The organism is Novilysobacter antarcticus, from assembly GCF_019802285.1.
GTDB classification, from domain to species: domain Bacteria; phylum Pseudomonadota; class Gammaproteobacteria; order Xanthomonadales; family Xanthomonadaceae; genus Novilysobacter; species Novilysobacter antarcticus.
On record NZ_JAIEUJ010000001.1, the window covers coordinates 722108 to 745530 of the forward strand.

The 23423-nt window shown below is 59.3% G+C and carries 15 protein-coding genes; 4 read left to right on the plus strand and 11 right to left on the minus strand.

Going from position 1 to position 23423, the window contains the following annotated elements; genetic code table 11:
• The first annotated feature begins 79 nt into the window (after window positions 1–79).
• From KZ491_RS03330 to KZ491_RS03340, 3 genes are all read left to right on the plus strand, one after another.
• Complete coding sequence (locus KZ491_RS03330) at window positions 80–2377, plus strand: AAA family ATPase (protein WP_222564411.1); 2298 nt, start codon at window positions 80–82, stop codon at window positions 2375–2377.
• A complete protein-coding gene (locus KZ491_RS03335; RefSeq protein ID WP_222564412.1) occupies window positions 2374–4257 on the plus strand; it encodes a UvrD-helicase domain-containing protein in 1884 nt (627 codons plus the stop codon). The genes KZ491_RS03330 and KZ491_RS03335 overlap by 4 nt, the downstream gene beginning before the upstream one ends.
• A 136-nt stretch (window positions 4258–4393) precedes the next feature.
• Window positions 4394–4612: a plasmid mobilization protein gene (locus KZ491_RS03340; RefSeq protein ID WP_222564413.1), complete on the plus strand. Its 219-nt coding sequence runs from the start codon at window positions 4394–4396 to the stop codon at window positions 4610–4612.
• 478 nt (window positions 4613–5090) lie between these two features.
• Here the strand turns inward: KZ491_RS03340 and KZ491_RS03350 are convergent, their stop codons facing one another.
• The 4 genes from KZ491_RS03350 to KZ491_RS03365 form a co-directional block, all read right to left on the minus strand.
• Entirely contained in the window at window positions 5091–8306 is a 3216-nt protein-coding gene (locus KZ491_RS03350) for a type I restriction endonuclease subunit R (protein ID WP_222564414.1), read from the minus strand.
• Window positions 8303–9475, minus strand: a complete 1173-nt coding sequence (locus tag KZ491_RS03355) for a restriction endonuclease subunit S (protein WP_222564415.1) — start codon at window positions 9473–9475, stop codon at window positions 8303–8305. Before KZ491_RS03355 ends, KZ491_RS03350 begins: the two co-directional genes overlap by 4 nt.
• On the minus strand, window positions 9472–11031 hold the full coding sequence (locus KZ491_RS03360) for a type I restriction-modification system subunit M (protein WP_222564416.1): 1560 nt from the start codon (window positions 11029–11031) through the stop codon (window positions 9472–9474). Before KZ491_RS03360 ends, KZ491_RS03355 begins: the two co-directional genes overlap by 4 nt.
• Window positions 11032–11157: 126 nt before the next feature.
• Window positions 11158–11382: a helix-turn-helix domain-containing protein gene (locus KZ491_RS03365; protein WP_222564417.1), complete on the minus strand. Its 225-nt coding sequence runs from the start codon at window positions 11380–11382 to the stop codon at window positions 11158–11160.
• On the opposite strand from KZ491_RS03365, the gene KZ491_RS03370 reads away from it, so the two are divergent.
• Window positions 11381–11839: a hypothetical protein gene (locus tag KZ491_RS03370; RefSeq protein WP_222564418.1), complete on the plus strand. Its 459-nt coding sequence runs from the start codon at window positions 11381–11383 to the stop codon at window positions 11837–11839. The genes KZ491_RS03365 and KZ491_RS03370 overlap by 2 nt on opposite strands.
• Window positions 11840–11844: 5 nt before the next feature.
• Here KZ491_RS03370 and KZ491_RS03375 read toward each other — a convergent pair whose 3' ends face one another.
• The 7 genes from KZ491_RS03375 to KZ491_RS03405 form a co-directional block, all read right to left on the minus strand.
• Window positions 11845–12330: a hypothetical protein gene (locus KZ491_RS03375; RefSeq protein ID WP_222564419.1), complete on the minus strand. Its 486-nt coding sequence runs from the start codon at window positions 12328–12330 to the stop codon at window positions 11845–11847.
• Window positions 12323–14650, minus strand: coding sequence for a hypothetical protein (locus tag KZ491_RS03380; protein WP_246606481.1), 2328 nt, complete (start codon window positions 14648–14650; stop codon window positions 12323–12325). The genes KZ491_RS03375 and KZ491_RS03380 overlap by 8 nt, the downstream gene beginning before the upstream one ends.
• The gene (locus tag KZ491_RS03385; RefSeq protein ID WP_222564420.1) at window positions 14647–16161 is read right to left on the minus strand and encodes a site-specific integrase; all 1515 of its coding nucleotides are present in this window, start codon (window positions 16159–16161) and stop codon (window positions 14647–14649) included. Before KZ491_RS03385 ends, KZ491_RS03380 begins: the two co-directional genes overlap by 4 nt.
• A 22-nt stretch (window positions 16162–16183) precedes the next feature.
• Window positions 16184–17401, minus strand: coding sequence for a site-specific integrase (locus KZ491_RS03390; RefSeq protein WP_246606482.1), 1218 nt, complete (start codon window positions 17399–17401; stop codon window positions 16184–16186).
• Between the two features lie 207 nt (window positions 17402–17608).
• Window positions 17609–20023 carry a catalase gene (locus KZ491_RS03395; protein WP_222564421.1) on the minus strand — a complete coding sequence of 805 codons (2415 nt, stop codon included), beginning with the start codon at window positions 20021–20023 and terminating at the stop codon, window positions 17609–17611.
• Between the two features lie 110 nt (window positions 20024–20133).
• Window positions 20134–22614, minus strand: a complete 2481-nt coding sequence (gene ligD / locus KZ491_RS03400) for a DNA ligase D (RefSeq protein WP_222564422.1) — start codon at window positions 22612–22614, stop codon at window positions 20134–20136.
• A gap of 130 nt (window positions 22615–22744) precedes the next feature.
• Window positions 22745–23374, minus strand: coding sequence for an FmdE family protein (locus KZ491_RS03405; protein WP_246606483.1), 630 nt, complete (start codon window positions 23372–23374; stop codon window positions 22745–22747).
• Window positions 23375–23423 lie beyond the last annotated feature (49 nt).

Sequence of the window (23423 nt, forward strand, 5' to 3'; positions counted from 1 at the left end):
GCAAAACTACACTCTCCTGTAGCGCTAGGCTGTGCGCTTCGAGGGGCGGTTCGTTCTCCCACTTCCATCAAGGATGACCATGCAGATCCACCATTTGGAAATTGCCAATTTCCGCAAGCTTCTATCCGTTCGCGTAGACCTTACCGAAAAAACAACCTTACTAGTTGGTGCCAACAACAGCGGAAAATCATCGGCAATGCTTGCCCTTCGCAGGTTCCTGGTCTCCAAGCCGGGGGCCTTTCGGAGTCTCGATTTCACCCTGTCCCACTTCGCGAACATCGACCAAATCGGGCAAGCCTGGGAGCAAGCGTCCAGCGCCGACCCGGTGCCGGCGTCGGAGGACTGGGACGGCTTGTTGCCGATGCTCGATATCTGGATATCCGCCAAACAGGGCGAGTTGCATCACCTCCGAGACCTCATCCCAAACTTTGCTTGGAAGGGCGGCTTGGTTGGCATGCGATTTCGCCTTCAACCCAAGGATATTGAAGCCCTTTACAAGGACTACCGGGTCGAGCGCGAGCGCGTCGGAGCCTTGGCGGCAGAGGCAGCCAAGACAAGTAAGGTCGGCGGAAAGCAACTGACGCTATGGCCAGTTAGTCTCACCGACTATCTCAATCGGCGTCTTGGTGCGCACTTCACGGTTCGCTGGTACCGGCTCAACCCAGCCCTTCTAGTCAACCCTGACTCCGAGACTCGAATGGCCCGCCCCCAACCACTGGGGCCGCTGGCTGCGCCGCTCGAGCACAACCCGCTTAACGGGCTTATCCGTGTGCATGAAATCAATGCACAGCGCGGCTTTGGCGAAGTGGGTTCAGAGGATGCAGACAACGACGAATCGCCCGCCCGGACCGGACGCAAACTCTCCGAACAGTTGCGGACCTATTATCGCCGACACCTCGACCCCGGCGATTCGCCTGATGTGTCGGACCTCGACGCGCTTCGTGCCATCGAGGCAGCGCAGGACTCGTTCGATATGCGCTTGACCACCAGCTTTCAGCCGGCGCTGAAGGAGGTCGAAGGCCTTGGTTATCCCGGCGCAAATGACCCGAAGATCTGCGTAGCTACTCGGCTGGGTGCCGTTGACGGAATGAATCACGAGGCTGCAGTGCTCTTTGAGCTCGATTCGGTCGGGGGAGTGCCGGGCGCCCCACCGCTGCGGCTGCCTGAGAGTTCCAACGGTCTTGGCTACCAAAACCTTATTTCCATGATTTTTCGCCTGATGAGTTTCCGGGATGCCTGGCTTCGGAAGAACAAAGCAGCTAACCCTATGACCGACGTCGGCATTGAACCCATCCACCTTGTACTCATCGAAGAGCCCGAGGCGCACCTGCACGTGCAAGTCCAGCAGGTTTTCGTCAAACACGCTTACCAAGTGCTGAGACGGGACAAGCTGCTTGAAGAATTCCCTCACCTTTCCACGCAATTGGTGGTCAGTTCCCACTCAAGCCATGTGGCCCACGAGGTGAACTACGACTGCCTGCGCTATTTCCGCCGATTGCCGGCTGGTATGAACGGGGTGAGCGTTCCCGTGTCGACCGTGTCAAACCTTTCCCATGTGTTCGGCCAAGGTACTCAGACGAAGGAGTTTGTTACCCGCTACCTTCGCGCCCAGCACGCCGATGTGTTTTTTGCCGACGCCATCATCCTGGTCGAAGGCGCAGCCGAGCGGATGGTGCTACCCCACTTTATCCGCGACCACTTTGGCGTTCTTGACCAGTGCTACATCACGGTGCTCGACATCGGCGGAAGCCACGCGCACCGGCTCAGGCCACTGGTCGACGCACTTGGACTCGTCACTCTGGTGATTACAGACCTCGATGCCGGGAAGGGCAAGAGCGCGACCCCGGTCCGGCGGAACGTGGGACAGCGGAGCAACAATCCGACCTTGAAGCACTGGATGCGTGGACTCAAGCAACCGCCCACTGTTGACGTGTTGCTCAACCTTGCCGACCCCGACAAGGAAGACGAGATCGATGACCTCTTTGCGATTCGGATTGCCTACCAGACGCCTATCGCCGTTCCGCTGTCGAAGACCGGCAACACAGAAGAGGGGCTTCCTAACACGTTTGAGGACGCACTCGTTCTTACCAATGCGGCCCATTTTGAGGGAAAGAACGGTAAGGGTCTGGTACGGCAATTCGCTGGCGCACTCAAAAACAGCGTTGATGCCGATGAGCTCGGCGCTGCTCTGTTCGATGCCCTTCGAAGTGGCGATAAGGCGGAATTTGCGCTGACGGTGCTCAGCGACCCGGATTTTGGCAGTCTTCAGATGCCTGCCTACATCGAGGAAGGACTCACTTGGCTCCAGGAACGACTGCTCAAGAAGCAAAATGAGATTCTGGTCGTGGTGCCCCTGGCGGGGGAGATTCCGACATGACGGAGGCGGTCGTAGCGCTCGACGACAAGGTTGACGAGGGGGCGGATGCCACCATCCGTGAATGCCTCAACCTCTCAACACCCCGCAGCTTCTTTCTTTACGCGGGCGCCGGCTCGGGTAAGACGCGTTCACTCGTGGAGGCCGTGCGGTACCTGAGGGTACGGGAGCGACAGCGTCTTGTGTTCAAGGCCCAGCGCATCGCCATTATCACGTACACCAATGCGGCCTGCGACGAGATTTCCCGCCGATTGGAATTTGACCCACTGGTAGATGTCTCCACCATCCACGCCTTTGCCTGGCGCCTTATCAAAGGATTTAACACTGACATCCGGGAGTGGGTGCGTAGATCGGTATCCGGAGATATCCAGAAGCTTGACGAACAATTGTCCAAGTCACGGGGTGAGAACAAGACGACCATTGCCCGGAGAGAAGAGCGTGGGCGAAAGCAACGCCGCCTTGATCGTCTCGACGATATCCGGCAGTTCATCTACAGCCCTACGGGTGAAAACCGGGGGCGTGACTCGCTCAACCACAGCGAAGTCATCCAGATGGCGGCCGCCTTTCTGCAAGACCCGCCCCTGCGCGACGTGCTGGTCGACCTCCACCCCGTCTTGCTCATCGACGAGAGCCAGGACACTAACCGTCACCTTATGGATGCTCTGCTGGCGGTCCAAAAGTCAGCACCGGAGCGGTTCTGCCTTGGGCTCTTTGGCGACACCATGCAGCGCATCTATAACGACGGGAAAGAACGGCTCGAAGACGCTATCTCGGCCGACTGGGCGCGTCCCGCAAAGCGCATGAACTATCGGTGCCCCAAGCGCGTCGTGCGGCTCATCAACCAGATTCGGGCTGATGTCGATGACCAGGTCCAGCAGCCTCTTGCGGCGAAGATTGAAGGTACTGTCCGACTGTTCGTGACTGGGCATCGTGCGGAACCCACATTCGAGCTTGAGGAGAGCATTGCCGGGCTGATGGCCCAAGCGTCAGGTGACCAAGCGTGGTGCGAGGGTGAAGCCAAGCGTAAAACGCTGATTCTCGAACACAAGATGGCCGCGCGGCGCATGGAATTCGAGGGCGTCTTCAGTCCCTTGTATGCCGCCGAACATCTGCGCACGGGACTGCTCGACGGAACGCTGCCTGGGGTCAAGTTTTTCTTCGAATCGGTGATGCCTATTGTGGATGCGGGTCTTAAGGACGACGGATTTGCACTGGTTGACGCCGTGCGTACCCGCTCGCCGCTGCTCGACCTCAAGCTGCTCGCGTCGAGTGAAACGCAGCTCGATCTCTTGGAGAACGCAGGTGCGGCGGCGACTTCACTGACCGACTTGTTTAAGGACCGGGACCCGCTTCTCTTTGACGTGGTCGGAGAGCTACTTCGCTCGGCCCTGTTGGACGTCCCGGAATCTATTGGCGCCGCCTGTACCGCCGGCGTGACTACTGACGACCCGCCTGAAACAACCGACCGCAACCTGCTTGAGGTACATGCCTACCGGAGGGTTCTCGGCGTGAAGTTCTCGCAGATGAGGCGATTCGCGAACTACGCAGCGGGGCTCTCGCCGTTTGACACGCACCAAGGCGTCAAGGGGCTGGAGTTCCCTCGCGTGATGGTGGTCATCAGTGATGGGGAAGCCGGCGGCTTCATGTTCAGCTACGAGAAGCTCCTCGGCATCACAGAGCCAACCCCAAGGGATATCGAGAATGAGAACGAGGGTAAGGATTCGAGCCTATCGCGCACGCGTCGCCTCCTATACGTGACCTGCAGCCGTGCTGAGGAGAGCTTGGCTCTGGTGGTCTATTCATCCAATCCTGTAGGCGTGAGAGATTGGGTGGTGCGGGAGGGCTGGTTTGAATCGAAAGAGGTGGTGCTCCTCGACGAGTGAACCACCCGGGTTTCCCCAAGCTCCTCAACCATAGCTACGATAGAAGTCGAGGTCTCTGTGGGCAGTGAGCGGTACCACTCGACGACCGTCGCCGCGAGTACGATAACGTCTATGCCTTTCCACAGGAGTCACCACTATGAGCAATACCGACCCCGAAAAGGCCACTAAGCGGGTCGTCGTTTTAATGACCCCGAAGCAAAAAGTCGAGGTCAGCCGCCGCGCGAAATCGGCGCGATTATCGTTGAGTGCCTTCATGTGCCGCCAAGCGCTGGGGGACGAAGAGGTGCTCTCGATTGTGGTGAGCGAAATTCGCGCGAATCCACGAGCACCGTGGCGGCACTCGATCACGCATTGAATAGGCTGGCCGAAGCGCAAGCGTCCCAGCCAGAACGCAACGAGCAAGCTCGCGCCAGGGCGAGGGCGGAGTTCGCTCAGTTGGGCCTGGTGAGTTGAGGTCTTCCGGGCTCCGCCTCAATCGGTGCTTCCATCAGCGCACCTGCAACTACTGATCCCAAGCCTAGACAGCCAGATAGTCATCGGACTCTGCAACCAGCTTCAACACCACGCTGCCTTCAGCATCCGGTCTTGCCACCAAGATCTTTTTCACTTCAGCGATTTGCTCATTGCTCGGGATCAGCTCGGCTGGCGATTCCCACATCCAGTCGATGAGAACCTCGGAGAGGCTTTCCGCAGGCTATTCCGCAACCTCTTCCCGGGTTGGTACATACATTCCCGACCGGATCGTTGAGTTGTCGACCCCATAGGATTCACGTGCCGCACGATACGCGCTTTCAGGCATTCCGAATCTGTCATCAGGATCGGTTATGGTCGCCTCAGATGTCAGTCGGGGAGGTGGTGGGGTAGGCGCTGGTGCCTGCGCCAAAGTAGTGGTCGTACACGTGAGAGTACGCCCGTGCGAGCTTCTCGGTACGGATGTCTCTGGTGTAAGGCTCGGGTAGCCGGCGCATCTTGAGCTTCAGTGTTTGCATCACCGCGGCGCGGGCTTGCTGCTTTTCGCGCCAGTCCAGCACCAGCATCTCGCGTTTCAATGTCTCCAGCAGTTCGCGGCAGACTTTTTTGACCTCGGCTTCCTCTTTCTTGGTCAGCATCGGCGCGGGCTTGGTCAAAATATCGAAGATCGCGAGCTCCTCTTCACTGAGGCGTTCGACGATGTGCCGCTTCTCCTCCTGGGTCAAAGCAACAGCCATGCCTTTGAGGTCTGCAAACAGCTCCTCGATGTTCTTGCTCCCGGCGTTGTAGTCGTCAATGATCTTCTGGAACTTCTCGGCAAAGTCGCTGCGCGACGGGTTCAACCGCAGCATTTCCGCGAGCTTGCCTTCGATCAGGCGCCGCAGCTTCTCGGCTTCGGTGTGCTTGCGGCCGGTAGCAAATTTCTCTTGCAGTGCGTCGAAATCGATCTCGGACAGATTGATCAGTGCTTCGGCACGACTGATCGGGCCTATGTGATAGCCCTCGGTCGCGATCGAGTCGTTCAGGAGCGACTCGATGTCGCCCATTACCGCAGAGATTTCTGGCTGCTCCGTCTCCGCCCTGATCTTGGCCGCCAGATAGACCACCAGAATTGCTATCGGCGCCAGTTCATTGGCCATCGGGTCCGGCAGTATCGCCTTGAACAAGCGCGCCACCCGACCCGCCAACTGCACGTAGCGCTTCTTGTCCTCATCGGTGCGCAGGATCGCTTCGATGGCGTCGTCAATGCGGCCGATCCGCTCAAACCCTTGTGATCGCGCCACCGCCGGCAACTCCACACCACGCGCTTCGCAGAAGCGCTGCGCTTCCTCCAGCGCCTCGCGCAGGGCGGCTACCAGCAACGTCTTCGTCTCGATCGGGTCGCTGGTCTCGCCATTGTTGCCAGGCTTGGTCTTGGCGTAGATCGCCAACGCCTTCTGCAACGCACGGAAGATGCCGACGTAATCGACGATCAGGCCGGATTCCTTGCCCGGCGCGACTCGGTTGGCCCGGGCGATGGTTTGCATCAGCGTGTGCGCCCGCATCGGCTTGTCGAGGTAGATCGTCGAACAGGTCGGCACATCGAAGCCGGTGATCCACATCGCGCATACAAACACCAGGCGCAGTTCGCCGTCGGGCTTCTTGAACGACTCGGCCAGATCCTCCTTGAGCATGCGTTGCCTATGCGGCGTGATGTCTAGACCTTTGGCCTGGAGGTCCTCGACCTCGTTTTGTCCCTGCGAGACCACCACCGCCATATCGGTGCTCTCCATCAGCCGAATGCGCGCGATCAGCCGCTCGCGGTCGTCGCCTTGGGTCGCCGCGGCCAGTGCCGACTTCAGACGCGTAGTTTCGGCCTGCCAGTGCGCCTGTACCTTGTCGTACATCCGCACGGCCGTCGCCTTGTCGATGCAGATCATCATCGCCTTGCCGCGGTAGCCGCGGCCGGTGAAATGGGCGACAACATCCTTGGCGATGGCGTCCAGGCGCTCCTCGCGGGTGATGACGTGGTACTCACGGGCGAACTCCCGCTCCAGCTTCTTTTCCTGCGCCTCGTCCAGCTCGGCGTCTTCCAGCAGGTTCTCCAAGTCGCGGTTGAGGTCCTGATTGGTGAGCTGTACCTCGGGAATGCGGTTCTCGTAGTACAAGGGCACCGTCGCGCCGTCCTCGATCGAGCGGGCGAAATCGTAAACGCTGACGTAGTCGCCGAACACTTCGCGGGTGCGCTCCTCCTCGCCGGCGATCAGCGGCGTGCCGGTGAAGCCAATGAATCCGGCGTTAGGGAGTGCGTTGCGCATGTTGAGCGCGAAGATGTCGTATTGGCTGCGGTGCGCCTCGTCGGTGATGACGATGACATCCGAGCGCTCGGAAAGGACGGGGTAGGGCTGCCCAGCCTCGGTCCGGAACTTCTGAATCAGGGTGAAGATGTAGCGTTCGTTACCACGCAGCATCTCCTTTAGGTGTTCGCCGCTGGTGGCGCGCACGTCCTCGCGAGTGGTCGCACCGGTCGCCTTGAAGGTCTTGCTGATCTGGTCGTCCAGCTCCTCGCGGTCGGTGACGACAACAAAGCTCCAGGTGCCGGACAGGGTGCGCAGGATCTTCTGGGTGAAGAATACCATCGACAGCGACTTGCCTGAGCCCTGCGTGTGCCAGAACACACCGAGGCGCTTGCGTTCGACCTTGTTGGACGCGCGCAGCTCCACCAGCCGGGCGATGGCCTTGTTGACGCCGAGGAACTGGTGGTTCCTCGCCGTCTTTTTGATCAGGCCGCCTTTGCCTTCCTCGAATACGGTGAAGTTTTCGATGTAGTCCAACAACCGGGGCGGCTCCATCAAGCCGCGAAGCGCTCGCTCCAACGACACTTTTCCGGTCTCGCCTTCGTCGTCGACACGCTTCCAATCGGAGAAGTGTTCCCACGCGCTGGTCAACGTGCCAATGCGCGTGTCGGACCCGTTGGACAACATGATGAAGGCATTGGGATGGAACAACTGCGGAACGGACTGGCCGCGGTAGTCGCGCAAGTTGTCATCGAAGGCGCTGCGCAGTGGTACCGACGGCTTCTTGAGCTCGATGAACACCAGCGGCAGGCCGTTGACGAACGCCAGCAAGTCGCAGCGACGGCGGTACATGTCGCCGGCGACCCACATCTGCGAAGTCAGCAGGTAGTCGTTGTTGGCCGGCAGCGTCCAGTCGATTACTCGCAGCACTTCGGTGCTGTGACCGCCGTGCTCATCGGGGATTGTCACCTTCACGCCGTCCTTGATCAGACTGTAGAGCTCACGGTTGGCGTTGACCGGGATTTTCTTGCTGCGATCCTGGGTGATCTGCTGGATGGCCTGGGCATAGGCGTCGTCGGGAAAGCCGGGATTCAAACGTCGCAGCGCCGCCCGCAGGCGGCGCGTGAGGATTACCTTATGCTCACTCTCGCGCCCCTCAGTGCCGTGCTCTCCAAAGGACTCGGCGAACAGGTTGCGGTGCTCCCAACCCAGCTCGGTCAGCAACTCAATCGCGGGCTGTTCGACCAGCATCAGCTCGCCATAACCCGCGGGAATATCGCCGAGTGGATTGCGCGGGGTCATGGGGTGGTGGCCTCCGGTTCGGGGAGTTCGGACACGTCCAGTTCGCCGGAAATGAGTTTGGGAAGAAGCAGGTCACGTGTTGCGCGCAGGTTGAGGTTCTTCCGGACCAACGTGGTGATCTGTTGCAGCAGCGGGGTTACGCATTTCTCAAAGCGAGCTAAAACATCGTTGGAGGGCAACAGTACTGGCATTTCCGATAACACATCCCAGTTGATCGTCGGCATCTTCATTCCCCCGGAATGTTGAATGGCCCAAGACACGGTCTCGTCAGCGAAGGCGGTGCTGAACAGAAATGCCGGTCCAAACTCCCCCTTATTCTCAAATATGTGAACTGACACGTTAGAAACTCCGTCAAAAGGTGCGAGTAGTACCTTGTGAAAGTTTGGACGGATTGCGCCGAAAAGAACCTCACCCTGGCGGAAGATCAGCCGAGAGGTCTTTATTTCATCGGATAGTCCCACCCCTAACAGTGAGTTAGACCGCCGTGGAATGCGCGACAGGTCAATCAAGGGAAGCGACGAGTGAAGTGAATCTGTGTAACGCTCGGTTTTCTTCTTGGCAACATCGCCAAATGAGCCGCGGCGCCATCCCTCTGGGAGAGGACCTAACGCAGACTCCGCAGTCCGCACGTTCTCGTGGCCTGGAAAGCGGAAGCTGACAAACCACTCGCTGTAGATGCGTCTAACCATCTCCTCCATGATCGCAATTCGCTGCGTATTGTTTTCAATCAGGTCGTCATAGGCGGATAGGATGTAAACAATTTTTTCTTGACGAGGCAGTGTTGGCAGCTTGATCTCAATGCCATTGAGGATCGTTAAAGTTAGGAACTTTGTAGCCGCGCCCGTCGAAATTGACCGAAGGTGTTCGAGCTGGACCTGTAGCGCATAATAGAGATACCTGTTTAACAGCACTTTCTTATCTAACGACTCAATGACATAAGTCCTTTGATAAGCATCAAATCGACCCGAAAAATACTTAATAGGGTAGATGCCGTTGGCATTGTTGCCGGCCAGCAACACGCACTCGGTGTCGAACGAATAAGTATCAGTTCGATACGTTTCTTGAGAGCAAGTAAAAAACGGATACGCCCCGCTAGGATTTGCGGCGTTTGAATTCAGCTTCCCCGTGCGAAAGGATACGAGCCCACCGAGGTTATGGACTGAAGTCACGCCTGCGCCTCCAGAAGGTCGCTGACGTTTTGACCGATTCTTTCTTGAAGCTCAATTGACTCAACGTTGAGTTGCGCTAGCTCTTCGTTCAACTCTGCCAGACGTTCGACGAAAATAAACTCATCCGGCATCCGCTCACCGATCCCGACATAGCGTCCGGGGTTAAGGCTCCAGTTCTTCGCTTCGATTTCGGCGAGGGTGGCTGCCTTGCACAGGCCCGCCACATCTTCGTAGGATCTCTCGGGGAACCGCTTTTTTAGCAACTCGCTGCTGTCTAACTCGAATTCCGGTGCCTCGGCGCGATAAAGCCGGACGACGTTGGATATGAACTCCAAATGTTGCGGCGTGAATTCGCGCACGGAGCGGGTGACTTGCTTGAAAAACGGTCGTGCATCAAGGAACAGCACTCGATCCTTGCGCGCCTTCGGCTTGCCCTTGTCCAAGAACCATAGGGTGCAGGGCAGGGTGACGGTATAGAAGAAGTTTGAGCCGACGCTTACGATGACGTCTACTGCGCCAGACTCGATCAGTTTTTTGCGGATTTCCAACTCACTGCCACGCGCATCGCCGGCGGAGTTGGCCATCACGAACCCAGCGCGACCCTTTGCATTGAGCGCGCTGTGGAACAGTTGGATCCACAGGTAGTTGGCGTTGTTAGTGCTGGGCAAGCCGAGCGGAAAGCGCGGGTCGTCAATGAGCCGGTCCTTGTCCACCCCTGAGACGTTGAACGGCGGATTAGCCATGACGAAGTCGAAGCGGCCCAGGCCATTTTCGGCAACTGCATTGTGGGGGTCTTCGTAGTAGGTGTTGGACTCGCGGATGTCACCAGATAGGCCATGCACGGCGAGGTTCATCTTGGCCAGTTTGACGGTGTCGCTGGCCTTTTCGGTGCCGTAAACGGTCAGCTCGCGCGTGGCCGATTTGTGGTGGCGCTGCACAAACGCCGCCGACTGCACAAACATGCCGCCTGAGCCGCAGGCCGGGTCGAAGATGCGGCCATGGAACGGCTGCAGGATCTCGACGATCAGGCGAACGATGCTGGTCGGGGTGTAGAACACGCCACCCTTTTGCCCTTCCTTCATCGCGAAATTGCCAAGGAAGTACTCGTAGACCTTGCCGAAGGCGTCGCCTTCAAGGTCCAAAGGCGCCAGCAGGCGCAACAGCTCGGTCAGGGTGGCGTTGGGGAGTTTGTTGTAGGCACGGGGCAGGACGCCTTTCAATTCCTCATTGCTGGCCTCCACCAGCGTCATGGCCGTGTTGATGGCGCGGCCCAGGTTGTCGCCTTCGGTGAGCGTGAGCAGATACGAGAACCGCGCTTGCTCGGGCAGGAACATCACGCCTTCGGCCTGGTAGTCCATTGGCTCCAGTTCGTCGGCATCAAGCCCTGCGGTCCTCAACTTGGCGGTGGTCTCGATGAATCGCATGTCTGCGAAGCGCAGGAAAATCAACCCCAGAACCGGCGTGGAGAACTCCGCCGGCTTCAGGCTAGTGTTGGCCCAAAGCTGGTCTGCGGCCGCCCACAGGCGGTTCTCTACTGCGACAAGGTCTGCTGCCATGATTCCCCAGGAAATTCGGTCCGATCGTCGAAAGCGCGATGCGGCAATGCCTGAGTATCGGCCAAGTAGGCAGGCACGTCAGCCTTCAGGGACTGCTGGCTGGCCGAAAGCGGCGGCGGGACAGTCTTACAGCCCGGCGTCGCTCATCAGGCTGGCAATTGTGATGTCCAAGCCTTCCGCCACCCGGCGCATCGTCTGCAATGTGACGTTCCGCTCTCCTCGTTCGATGGAACTGAAGTACGCCCTGTGCATCCCAATGGCGTCCGCAAAAGTGTCCTGACTGTGACCAGATGCCAGCCGACGCTTCCGCACCGCACCCCCTAACTTTCGCTGTAGCGATATCTCATCCATGAGCGCACGCTATGGATGTGATACTTCTACAGCTACGCCTGTATATGTAGTCTACATTTATGTATCGAAATGGCTGGCGAAAATGACTTGGCTTCTCATTGACACAGAATCCGACATCGTGGTCGAAATTCCAGCCACCGCGCTCCCCCCGGAGACGGTCAGGACACAATGGGAGCGGTTGGGCGATGACGAGGCGAAGGAGGCGTTCGGACAGAAACTTGGCGAACTTCTCGAATCGTCACTGATCGATTGTCTGGATAGCGATCTAAAGCCCCCCACTGCAGCGCAAACGTCTTATGCGATCGCTATCGCCAAGAGGCTCGGCGTGCCGGCCTCGGCGGAAGTGTTCAGATTTCGCAACGTAATGACTCACTTTTTGAGAGAACATGCGCCTGTGTTCAAAGCTCTTGCTACCAGCTCCTCCAAAACTCGCCCGAGGAAAATCGGGACAGAGTAGGGCGGTTACTTCTGCCTGCGTGGAAGGAGCGACTCCACCTCAGCTTCCGGCAGTGCACCCAATTGCGCCAGCTGGTCCCTTGAACTGCGGTACGACTCATAGAACTGTGCCCATTTGCTAAAGCCACCCAGCTCGCCAACGGCACGGATCATCGCGACGTGGGATGCCGTTAGAATAGCGACCTGGGATTCGAGCGCGGCGATGCGCACGTCACGATCTGCCAGTGCGCTGGCAGCGGCGACACCGGATAGCTTGCCTGGCCTGCCACGCCAGCGACGGAACTCGGCTTGACGCTTCTGGTACTCGTCCAAGAGCCGGCTGCGATCTTTGCTGCGGGTAATCGATGAGGCGGCATTTATCCGTGGATGCAGTCGTGCAACTGCCCGTGCGGTGATGTCCTCGTCGCGGGCGAGGAGGTCGTCCAGCACTTGGCGCATCTCGGGATCAGGATCGAGATCGGATGTGCGTTGTTCCAAGGTGTCGTTATCCATCCATGACTCCCGTGCGGCGAGGAAGAGAGAGATCGGGGCCATCGGGAAATGGCTTTTCGCCTTGTTTGGTCGCCAGGAGCGTACGCACGCCGTCGAGTCGGACCTTCGCGTGCTGAATCTGGTTGGTGCGGCCGATGCTCTTTGATGGTCTGGCCTCCGCAGTCTCGACAGCTGCGATCAGCTTGAGTTCGAGGGTCTGCAGATGGCTACGATTCTCAGGCAAGTTGGTCGCCGAGAGATGGCGGCAACCGGAAAAGCACTCAAGATGCTTCGGGCACGGATCGACCGTAAAGCTGTTCACGCAATGTCCGTAGGGCGTCGCGTGAAAGCCGTCGGCTTCGACCTTCAAGAACTCAAACGCGGCGGTGTCGCCCTCGCTGCCCTGGATACGTTTGAATGCGTCCACGATCGGACCGCTGGCCCTCCCGGATTGGATCATCTTGGCGACAGTGCTGGCTTTGTCGCCGAGCGCCATTTCCACTTCGACAGGCAGTTCGAGTTGATCCAGCTCTTCAGCCAGACTGCGATGGTCGTACTCGTAGCTTTGAGCCACGCTGCGGCGATTGAAGCGCTTGGAGATGATGGTGTCGGCTACTCCCAGACGTAAGAGCTCAGTGTTCTGCAGGTGGCGAAGGGTGTGGGAAGTGAGCACCAAATCCTTGTCGTCGTCAGACTGTCCGTAGCGTTTGAATAGCGTATCGCAGGACTTCTGCTCGCCAAGGGAAAGGTTGACCAGGGTCGTATCAGGTCGACCAACGGCTGCGTAGCGGGTGATATCGCAGATGCCCTTGTTTCGCTCCTCAGCGAGGGATCGTTTTGGATGCAGGAAAAGGAACTCCCAAGAAGCAAAACTGCGGTCAGTTAGCCTGAAAGGCTCGGTGTCCGACAACTTTGAAGCGGACGCCACACGGAGGTAATTTTCAAGATCCCCGATCTTCACAAAGACCTTGCTCATGTCACGCCTACCCCCAACCGAGATAGCGGTTCCTCCAGAATTTCTTAGCACCAGCGCGTGACTACCGTCATATTTGGTCATTCGGCGGAAGTATATGCGAGCGGCCGCACTCATTTCACCTTGAGAGTGAATGCACCTTTGCTCCTGCATCTTCTGGAGCTCGTCGAAGCACTCGATTGAATAGTTATTCCGGCACTTCTGTATCCAAGACCGCTTTTGCTCCTCGCTGACATCTAGCCAGAAAGCATTTCCGGTGAGCCGAGTGTAAATTTGCGTGATCGGGGCCAGCTCGCTGAGTGCAAAATCCGGTAGGACACGCCCTGTTTCCGTCTGCTTCCTCAGCGTGTTCCGTAACGGGCTGGTTATTTCAGCAGCACGGGTCAGGGTCTCGGTCACAATCTCTTCAAACATCTGAGGGACGTAGTGAGTCCTATCGACGAGCACTCTACTGTCCGCGTTCTTTGCTTGCTGCTTCTCGGCAAAGTGCCGGATCATGAGAGATTGGGAATACCCACCTAGTTCCCCTGCGGGCTGCTGCTTCGAGTCGTAGTAATGGCGATCTGTGCGCCATTCAGCGGGGAGGAGTGTGGCCTCTCCAATCCGAAAACCCGTCAAGATCATGATGCGAATGGCCGCAAAGCGGAGTTCGTCCATGAAGGTGAGGGGCTGCTCGGTCATGACGATCCTGACTAGCTCCCAGAACGCGCGACGATCCGGGAGTCGCTCGGCACGCTTGCGGTCCTCCAGGTTGTGCCGAATCTCAGAATGAGATTTCAGGAATTTGGCTCGTCGCGCCAGCCTGGGCTGCAGGCGGGTCGTGGCCAAGGTAGGGTAGAGCGGTCCCACATCGGCCAAGTGGTTGGTATCAAACAACACCTTGGTCAGCCCCGCGATCAAATCGCCTAGCTTGCCCGATGCCTGGATGCTGTTGCCGGTACGAACCGCGAGACCCATCTCATCAACGGTGACACTCCACGGCTCGGTGTCTACTGCACAGGTAGCGATCACCCGTAAGGGACGCGCCACATTGTTGGCAATGTGACCAAACGAGTTCCGGCGAACAAACAGCTGCTCCATGACGGCAGCTTTAATGAGGTCCTGCCAAGCAGGCGACAAAGTGCGGTGAGGCAGAACCTGTAGTCCGCTGGCGGAGCGCACTGGGTTAAGCGCATCAAGTGCCGAACGTTCCGAGCTGAAGTGGCGCAACCGATGCTTGGGAGCAACGCCTCCCGCTAGCGCTGTGATATCCCATTCATGCCCTTTGATCGCTGTTCCGCTCTGGTCAAGTGGAATTTCCCAGGCAACTCCATGCGTTTCGGCCAACTCCTTTCCGAGCTGGATGAAAGCTGAGAAGTGCGGATTCAAGACTGCGAACCTTCGAGCTCAGCCACCACCGCCTGCACTTCGGCGATCGTCCGCTCAAGCTGTAGATAGGCGGGCGAAGCCGCATCGCCACGAGATGAGTCATGGAAGAACCGCGCCACACCTCGAAAGTCGGATAGAACTTTCGAGTGCATCTGAACGTCGTGAATCGGCATGAACTTCCTGCAGCCATAGCAGGACAAGATTGGGTTGTAGGGGCACGCAGCCTGCCCGGATGTGCACCCTCCGATCCCGGCGATCGGCACACCATGCGGCGCTCCGCCGATCTGCTGTGATTCCTTCAATTGCGCGAGCTCTTCGTGACCAATAAAGCGGTCGTGGGCAATACGAGCCACGCGCTGGTAGATCTCTGAGATCCCCAGTGCCTTGTTCACTCGCTCAGCCTGGTTGGCCGATGTTTCGTAGTACACGAGTGCGGTAGTTGTGTCGGAGTGCCCGAGGAACTCGGCCAGTTCCTCATGGCTTGCGCCTGCGTCGACGAGGCGCTGGGCGGCTGTATGTCGTAGGTGCACGGCAGAAGCTCGCCCTTCAACGAGACTACTAAGAAGCGATGCAATACGCAGGCTCGCCTCGGTGGTGGACTTCATTCCGAACGCTTTGGCGCCCATATCTTGGTTGCTCGCCCGCGCTCGTAGGTTTACCTGCGCGAGTATGGGTGTCCACTCGCGCTTTACGCGCCGTTGCAGTGGTCTAGTGGCCGTCGCCGTTCGTTGCTTCACCATGTGAAAGGTAAGGTGGACCGTCCGAAAGTCCTCTAATGGATCGTTGCGAACTCGTATGTCTCGCAATGTCAGCATCGCAATCTGGATAGGACGCATCCCAAACTGGTAACAACATAGAAGCATCGCCGCATCTCGCAGGTCATCATCATCGATCGACGCTTTGGCGGACCTCAATGCGGTCTCGTTAAGAAATCTGACGACCGCCGCTTCGTCATTTGCAGATATGAAAGCATTTCCAGAGCGGACGGACGAATATTTATCCAGAAACGGGAGAGGAAGGGCGGAGATCATGCCAAGATATGACTCGTTCCAACCTCCAATTCTATACTTGCACAACACTCGAAGGAAGGTCTTCAGGCACAGATACACATCTCTCTGAAGTGCGCGCGAACTTAGGGTTACCCAGTGCGACTGAACTTTTGTCGGCCCTCCTCCGAGAAAGTTTCCGACATCGCTTGCATCCAGGCGAATTCCTGCCTGTATGTATGAGGAAGCAGTTCGTGCCGCAAGGTCTTCCGCCAGCAGGTATATGAATGCGTGCTTGAGCAAGAATGCCAAATGCTCCGAGGCTGAGTCGAACGAGAGAGTAGAAACCAGGCCATTGGCGCGCACTGAAAACCGCTTGGTGCTGGATGGATCCCGTATAGAACGTTGTTGGTCCGCGTAGTTGTCGTAGTACCTAACTACAGAGGGGAGGGGAGGGAGTTGAGAGACGATGTCACGTAAAGCCCGCCCACCAGGCAATTGATGGTGCGTGCGCAAGTTGGTCATCAAATGGCTCCTGGCAGCATGCTCATGGCGGGATGGCGCTAAGAATTGAAGCTCGGTCGTCCAAGTCTTTGGCCCAAACTGATGCAAGTCGATCTTCAAAGACCGCTCGGGCATACCTGACCGGCATCTGAGAATCTTTCGACCAGCCGAAGAATGCGCGCAGCTTCTGTAACGCTTCGTCCATGGGGTCGCTTTGATCCAGGAGTTGATGTAAGCGAACGACTGCGCATGTATGGCGGAGGTCGTGCGGCGTCACTGAACTCTTACCCGTTCGATCCTTCAACTCTTGAATGACATGAGGTTGCAGTTGACCTGATATTTTCAAAAACATCCTTGTCAAAGACTCTGTTGACAAGGGACTATTTTGCTGAGTGTTGAGAAGGAACGCATGGTTCGGGCTTCCTCTGTGGTTCTCCACATAAGCTTGGATAAGGCCAGATATCGTGCTGCTCACCGGCAGCTGACGTACAGAGTTCGCAGTCTTGATGCTCGGTCGCGAGTACCTTGGGTCTTCTTCACCTGAGTACTTGCTTTCCTGTACGTTCAACCAGTAGCGGGGGCGTTGTTGCCTTTCATCGAAGCCACTCTTAACCACGTCGGCTGTTAGAAGAAGAACTTCGCCTCGTCGCAGGCCTTGGTGCAGCATCAGCAGAAATGCCATGAACGCCAGCCATCGGGTATGCGTTCGTGAGAAGGGGTTGCTAGCCGAGGAGGGGTCCAGCATTTCGTATAACGCTTCCACCACGCTGGCCGGCAGCGAGCGGAGTTGGCTCATCTGTCTCGGCTTTCGTACATGGAGTTGTCCATACAGATGCGACAGCCTATGTAGCCGGCTCTCAATCTGCTTTAGCCGATCTGTTGGGAGAGTTGATTTGGACAGCCAGGTAACCACGGAGCTCACAAAGGAAAATCCGGTCCTCCAGCGCAACTCGTCGGCCGAACTGACAATCGCCTGATTGCGAATCGAGACAAACCACGACTCAAGGATTTCCGCGAGTCGGACGTCATCCAGACCACCCAGCGCATCATCCAGTGCGTGGGCTCCGAACATCCGATCTGCATGGCTGTAGAGGTTCTCGACATGACGGAGTCTCTTGATCCGGCTTGACTCAGCGAGTTCAGAGCTCGACATCAAATCCCAAACGCTAGCCCAGTAGCGAGGCAGCTTGTGTTCGTCATCGACGATCAATGCACCGCGAAGCGAACTGGGGAGTTGAGGGTCCTGGAGCAACGTGAGCATGGGGAACGCTCTTTGAGGGCAACATGATTAGTACCATTTATCATGCTGCCGTTGCGGTTGGGGATGGCTGCTAGGCTTCCTCCACGCAACAGGTCCTAATGTACCAGAAGTTCGCATAATGCATATTATGTAAATAGAACGGCGGCCATCCGTCGCGTCCTGTCCGAATGGCAGTCGTTACCCCTCGATCGATGGGCGCGTTGTGGTTTACACCTTCGGTGGATCGCTTTCGCGCTCCGGATGACGGTGCCGCGCCACGGCGTCGATAAACGCCTTGAGGGTCGCATCCAGGTTCTGTTCGTCGCTCGCCAGCACTCCTGGGTCAGCCTTTCCGTCGTCAAGTTTGGTCGGAATGCCTGCGTCCTTGAGCAACGAATGCGACCCTCCCAGTGCGAGGATCGCCTTACCGTGCCGGTACTGATCCTTGATGAACTCCGCGGTGTGTCCGTCGCGGCCCAGCGCGGCAATGGCTTCGTCGCCCGGTGGCAACACCACGGCATCAAACAGCACCGAGGGCTCGTTCTCCATCGACGCGTCGGCGTCCAGTCGATCGCCAGTTGCCGTCTTGACCGGGCCGATGCGGCTGCCAACGAGGCGCGGCACCGCACCTGCGGCCAGCAATGCCGCCTGCACCTTGGCGACGGAATCGCCGTCGACGCCGGCCGCCACCAGCAACGCGATCTTGCGCGTCCTGATGCCACCATCGCCAGGCCTCGCCAACAATGACAATGCCGGCGAACGTTTCACCTCGGGCGTCGGTGGATTGGCGATGGCACGCGGCATTGGCGCAGGCAGTTCCATGCCAAGACCCTGCGCGACCTGCTTCGCGAGCGATTCCGATACGTTTCGCAGCATCGACAACATCCGCTCGCGGATCGCCGGCACCGTGCACTTGCTGAGTTCGAAGCGAAATGCGGCCACGATGTGCGCCTGCTCCGGCGCGGACTGGCTTTCATAGAACAGCGTCGCCTGGTTGAAGTGCTCGGCGAACTTTTCCGGCTTGCCGCGCACCTCGTCGGCGTGCCCCGGTTCGGGGAATGGCACGAACCCGGTGGCGCCGGTCTGGAACGGGCAGCCACCAGCCAGACTGTTGGGCTCGTAGGACACCGACCCGCGGTGGATCGCCTGACGATGCATGCCGTCGCGCTGGTTGTTCTGCACCGGTGCGATTGGAGCGTTGATTGGAATCTCGTGGAAGTTCGGTCCACCCAGCCGACTGAGCTGGGTGTCGATGTAGGAGTGGATGCGCCCGGCCAGCAACGGATCATTGGTGAAGTCGATGCCTGGAACCACGTGTGCGCTGCAGAACGCGACCTGCTCGGTCTCCGCGAAAAAATTGTCCGGATTCCGGTTCAGCGTCATGCGGCCGATCGGCTTCACCGGCACCAGTTCCTCGGGCACGATCTTGGTCGAGTCGAGCACGTCAAAGCTGAATTTCTCCGCGTCCTCCTCGCTGAATATCTGCACGCCCAGCTCCCACGACGGGTACTCCCCCGCCTCAATGGCGTCCCACAGGTCCCGGCGGTTGAAGTCCGGGTCCGCGCCGCCAATCTTGACGGCCTCGTCCCAGACCAGCGAATGGGTTCCAAGGATCGGATTCCAGTGGAACTTGACGAACACCGACTCCCCCGCCGCGTTGACGAACCGGAAGGTGTGCACGCCAAAGCCCTGCATCATGCGGAAGCTGCGGGGAATCGCCCGGTCCGACATCAGCCACATGATGGTGTGGATCGACTCGGGCATCAGGCCGATGAAGTCCCAGAACGTGTTGTGGGCGGACGCCGCCTGCGGCAATGCATGGTGTGGTTCCGGCTTGACCGCGTGCACCAGGTCCGGGAATTTCATCGCGTCCTGGATGAAGAAAACCGGCATGTTGTTGCCCACCAGATCCCAGTTGCCCTCGTCGGTGTAGAACTTCACTGCAAACCCGCGCACGTCGCGTGGTGTGTCCTTGGAACCACGCTCACCGGCGACCGTCGAGAAGCGGACGAACACCGGCGTGACTTTGCCGGCCTCCTGGAACGGCGCCGCGCGGGTGATGTCGGTCAGCGGCTCGTAGCATTCGAAGATTCCGTGGGCACCCGATCCGCGCGCATGCACGACGCGCTCCGGAATTCGTTCGTGGTCGAAGTGGGTGAGCTTTTCGCGCAGGATGAAGTCCTTCAGCAGCGCCGGGCCGCGCACTCCCGACTTCAGCGAGTCTTGGTTGTTGGCCACCCCTACTCCCTGATTGGTGGTCATGGGCTGCCCGGTTGCGTCCACGCGGACCCGATCCAGCGGATCAACGGTGGGATTTCGGCCGGCCGTCGCCGGTCGCCCGGTTTTATCCGAGCTATTCCCCTCCGCCAGCGTGCTGGCTCCGACCAGACCGGATGCGGGATCGTGGTGCGCCCCCTCAGTCGCCTTCCGGGCGTTGTCCTGGCCGTATTCAGCTGCTTTGGTCGGGTTGTACGGCATCGCCGCAACCGTGGCGTTGACATCGGCCGCCTGTTTTGCCGGGGCGTCATCGACGTCCGATCGTGGCGCCGATGCCGGCCCGCTGTCTGAGGTTCGCGCGGCCGCCTTCGCGCCTGCCCCGCTCTTCTTGCTGCCGTTGGACGGGGGGCGTTTTGAGGTGGGCATGAGGCTCTCTCAGGCGTGGACTGGAATGGGCAACTTACGGCGCGGGAAGTGAAACGGGCATCAATTGCAGCGACGGCGAAACAAGGTTACGTGCCGCTCCCGCGCGGCTTTCAGCCTGCCGACCACCGCGAAAGGTCCTGCTTGATGGTGTCGATCCCTTCCCAGGGATCCTTGCGCCGGCGGGCAAGGTGCTTGGGCACCGTGCGCAAATCGAACTGGTTGCCTGCGGTAACCCGGCTCAGCTGTGCCCACGTGAGTGGCATCGCGACTGGTGCGCCTTCCCGGGCGCGCAGTGAGTAGCTCGCCACTGCCGTGGCGCCGCGGCTGTTTCGCAGATAGTCGATAAAGATCTTTCCCGGGCGCAATTTCAGCGTCGACACCGCGATGAAACGCTCAGGCTCGGACTCGGCCAGTGCGTCGGCAAAGCCGTGCGCGAACGTCTTCACCAAATCCCACTCGCAACCCGGATTCAGCGGCACGACCACGTGCAACCCCTTGCCGCCGGTGGTCCGCAGGAAGCTGGTCAGGCCGGCCTTCTGCAAGAGCTTGCGGACGTCGCGGGCCGCCTTCTTGACGTCGTCGAAGGGAACGCCCGGCCCCGGATCGAGGTCGAAGATGACCCGGTTGGCCCGGTCGGGCTTTTCGGCAAAGGAGCCCCAAGGATGGAATTCCAGCGCGTTGAACTGGACCAGCTCCATCAGCCCTTGGGCGTCCCTCACCACCAGATAGCTGGCGTTGTTGCCCGACTCCTCGGTCAGGCGCACCAGGTCCACGCGTTCCAGGCCCGGGGTGTGGTGCTTCTGGAAAAAGCAGCCCTTGCCGGTACCCGACGGACAGCGGATCACGGACAGCGGGCGGTCGACGACCTCTGGCAACAGGTACTCCATGACCTTCTCGTAGTATTCGGCGACGTCCCCTTTGGTGATGCCGGTCTCGGGGTACATCACCTTGTCGGGGCTGCTGATCGTGACGGGCTCAGCATTCTTGTCCGCAGTCTTTTCGTTGTTCACCAGGTCACCGGGATCCTTGTCCAGTCGAATGGTCTTGAGGGAGGGCTGACGCAACAGTCCCTGACTGCTGATGCCGCGGATAAACACCTCGGCGACAAACAAGGGCGAGAACCAGGTCGCTGCGCGTAACGGCACCTGCTGGCTTGAAGGGATCGGCACGGTGGGCGTCGCGCCTCCCGCCTGGCCGATATGCGCACTGATTTCTTCCAGCTGACGATCGCTGAAGCCGCTGTCTACCCGGCCAGCGTACGACCAGCCCCCTGCCCCGTCGGGCCGCGCAAGCAACAAGGCTCCGAACCCCTTGCGCGCGCCTTTCGCCGGCAGCGTCCCCACCACGGCGAATTCCTCGCTCGCCACGTGTTTCGTCTTGCGCCAGTCCTCGCCGCGACCGGCGCGATATGCCTTATCGGCTCGCTTGGAAATGATTCCCTCGAAATCCTGCTCCCCCGCCAACTCGAACGCGGCACCGCCATCGACCGGAACGTGCGAGCTATAGGCAAGATGCGCCGGCGCATTCGCCAACAGTTTCTCCAACAGCTGCTTGCGCTCGACCAGCGGCGACCGGTCGATGGCGACACCATCAAGATGGAGCAGATCAAATAGCACGTAGCTGAGCACCCCCTGCTGCTCGCCGGACAGGGTCGCCTGCAGCAGATTGAAGTCTTTTTGCGTGCCGCTTCCGGCAATCAGCTCGCCATCCAGAGCAGCATTTTTCAAGCCTAGCGCTGCGAGTGCTGCGGCGATCTCCGGGACCCTTTGTGTCCATTCCAAGCCATTGCGCGACCACAGCCGCACGTCTCCGCCGACGATCGTCGTCACCAGCCGGTAGCCGTCCCACTTCACCTCATGCAGCCAGTGCTCGCCATTGGGCGGCGTCTGGTCAAGCTTGGCCAGCTGCGGCTCGAACGTGCGACCCGACAGTTCTGCCTTCTTCGCGCCCGTCAGCTTGGCTGCGGTCGCGGCCCAGTTCCTTTTTGCGGCGCGCGGCACCGGCGGCGCCTTCAGCCCCTTCTTCCCGGACTTGCCGGCGCCGGCGCGCTTGATGTCTGCGGCCGGCGCGGGGGTCACGCCGCCGAGCAGGTCATCGGCTTCCAATTCGGAGGCGAACTCGTCGTCGTCCTTGAACAGGAGCCACTGCGGCTGTTTGGCCGATTTTCCGGAGCGCACCAGATGCCAGCCGCCCTTGAGCTTTTCACCGAACAGCTGAAACCGGAGATGGCCCTTGGCCAGCTGTGCTTCGGCGTTGTGGGCGGTGCTCCAGACCCCATGGTCGAACTGCGCTACGTGCCCGCCGCCGTACTGCCCCTTGGGAATGTCGCCTTCGAAGCTGGCGTAATCGACCGGGTGGTCCTCGACTTCCACTGCCATGCGCTTGACCGTGGGATCGAAGCTGGGACCTTTGGGAACCGCCCAGGATTTCAGCGCGTCACCGACCTGCAGGCGAAAATCGTAGTGGCGGCGCGAGGCGTGGTGCAGCTGGACAACGAAGATCGCCCGCTCACCGGAGATCAAAGGCTTGCCGGGCTCGGGTTCGCTGGTCTTGGTGAACTGCCGCTTCCTGCGGTACTCGGTAAGACTCATGGGCGCTCGGTTCCGGGATGCGCTTGGTCCGCCAGTTTTGCCGGGATATTGGAGGTTGCTCCAACCATGGCTCGGGGGGCGCATATGCAACGTGATGCGCGAGACCGGTCCGACGTGCGTGAACCTCGCTTCAGTCCGTAATGCGGACCAGCTTGATCAGACGGGGATCATCGGCGAAATCCAGCAACATCGAGCGCACGCGCTCCTGCCAGCCTTCGGCAAACGCGCGCTTTTGTGCTTCGCTGGCGACACCCTGCATGATCGCGATCAGCAAGCCTCGCTGGTTCGGGTCGCCGGGCACCGGAGAGGTGTCCAGTTCGGCTGATACCGCGTCACCGGTATCGCGGCGCCGGAACGTCACTGCCCCTGACGTGGGTTGCTCAGCGAAGCTCAGCAGGCCGTTGCGCGCATAGCGTCCGCCGATGCCCTTGAAGCCGTTCTCGGCCGCCGCGCCGGTGAGCAGCGTCAACACTTGGGCCGTGACCCCGGTGGTGCCGTGGCTGGCTGGCGCTGGCATCGCCACCTCGATCTGCCCGCGCTCGGCCCGACCGTCCGGATATAACGCCTGCATCGCGGCACGCCCCATGAGAAAGGAGCCGGCCACCGTCGGACAGGAGTGCCCGGAGAACCGCACTGCGTCAGCGTAGACATAGTCAAAACATCCGTCGCTCGGGGCGCCCAGCAGCTGGGCGAGCGGATCGAAGGCTTTCACAACGGGAGCCTGCTCAAAAAAGGCTGGAAAGATCACGTCGCGCTCCAAGGAATGGTTGTCACTACGCTACCCATCCATGCCTTTTTGCCCCGTGATG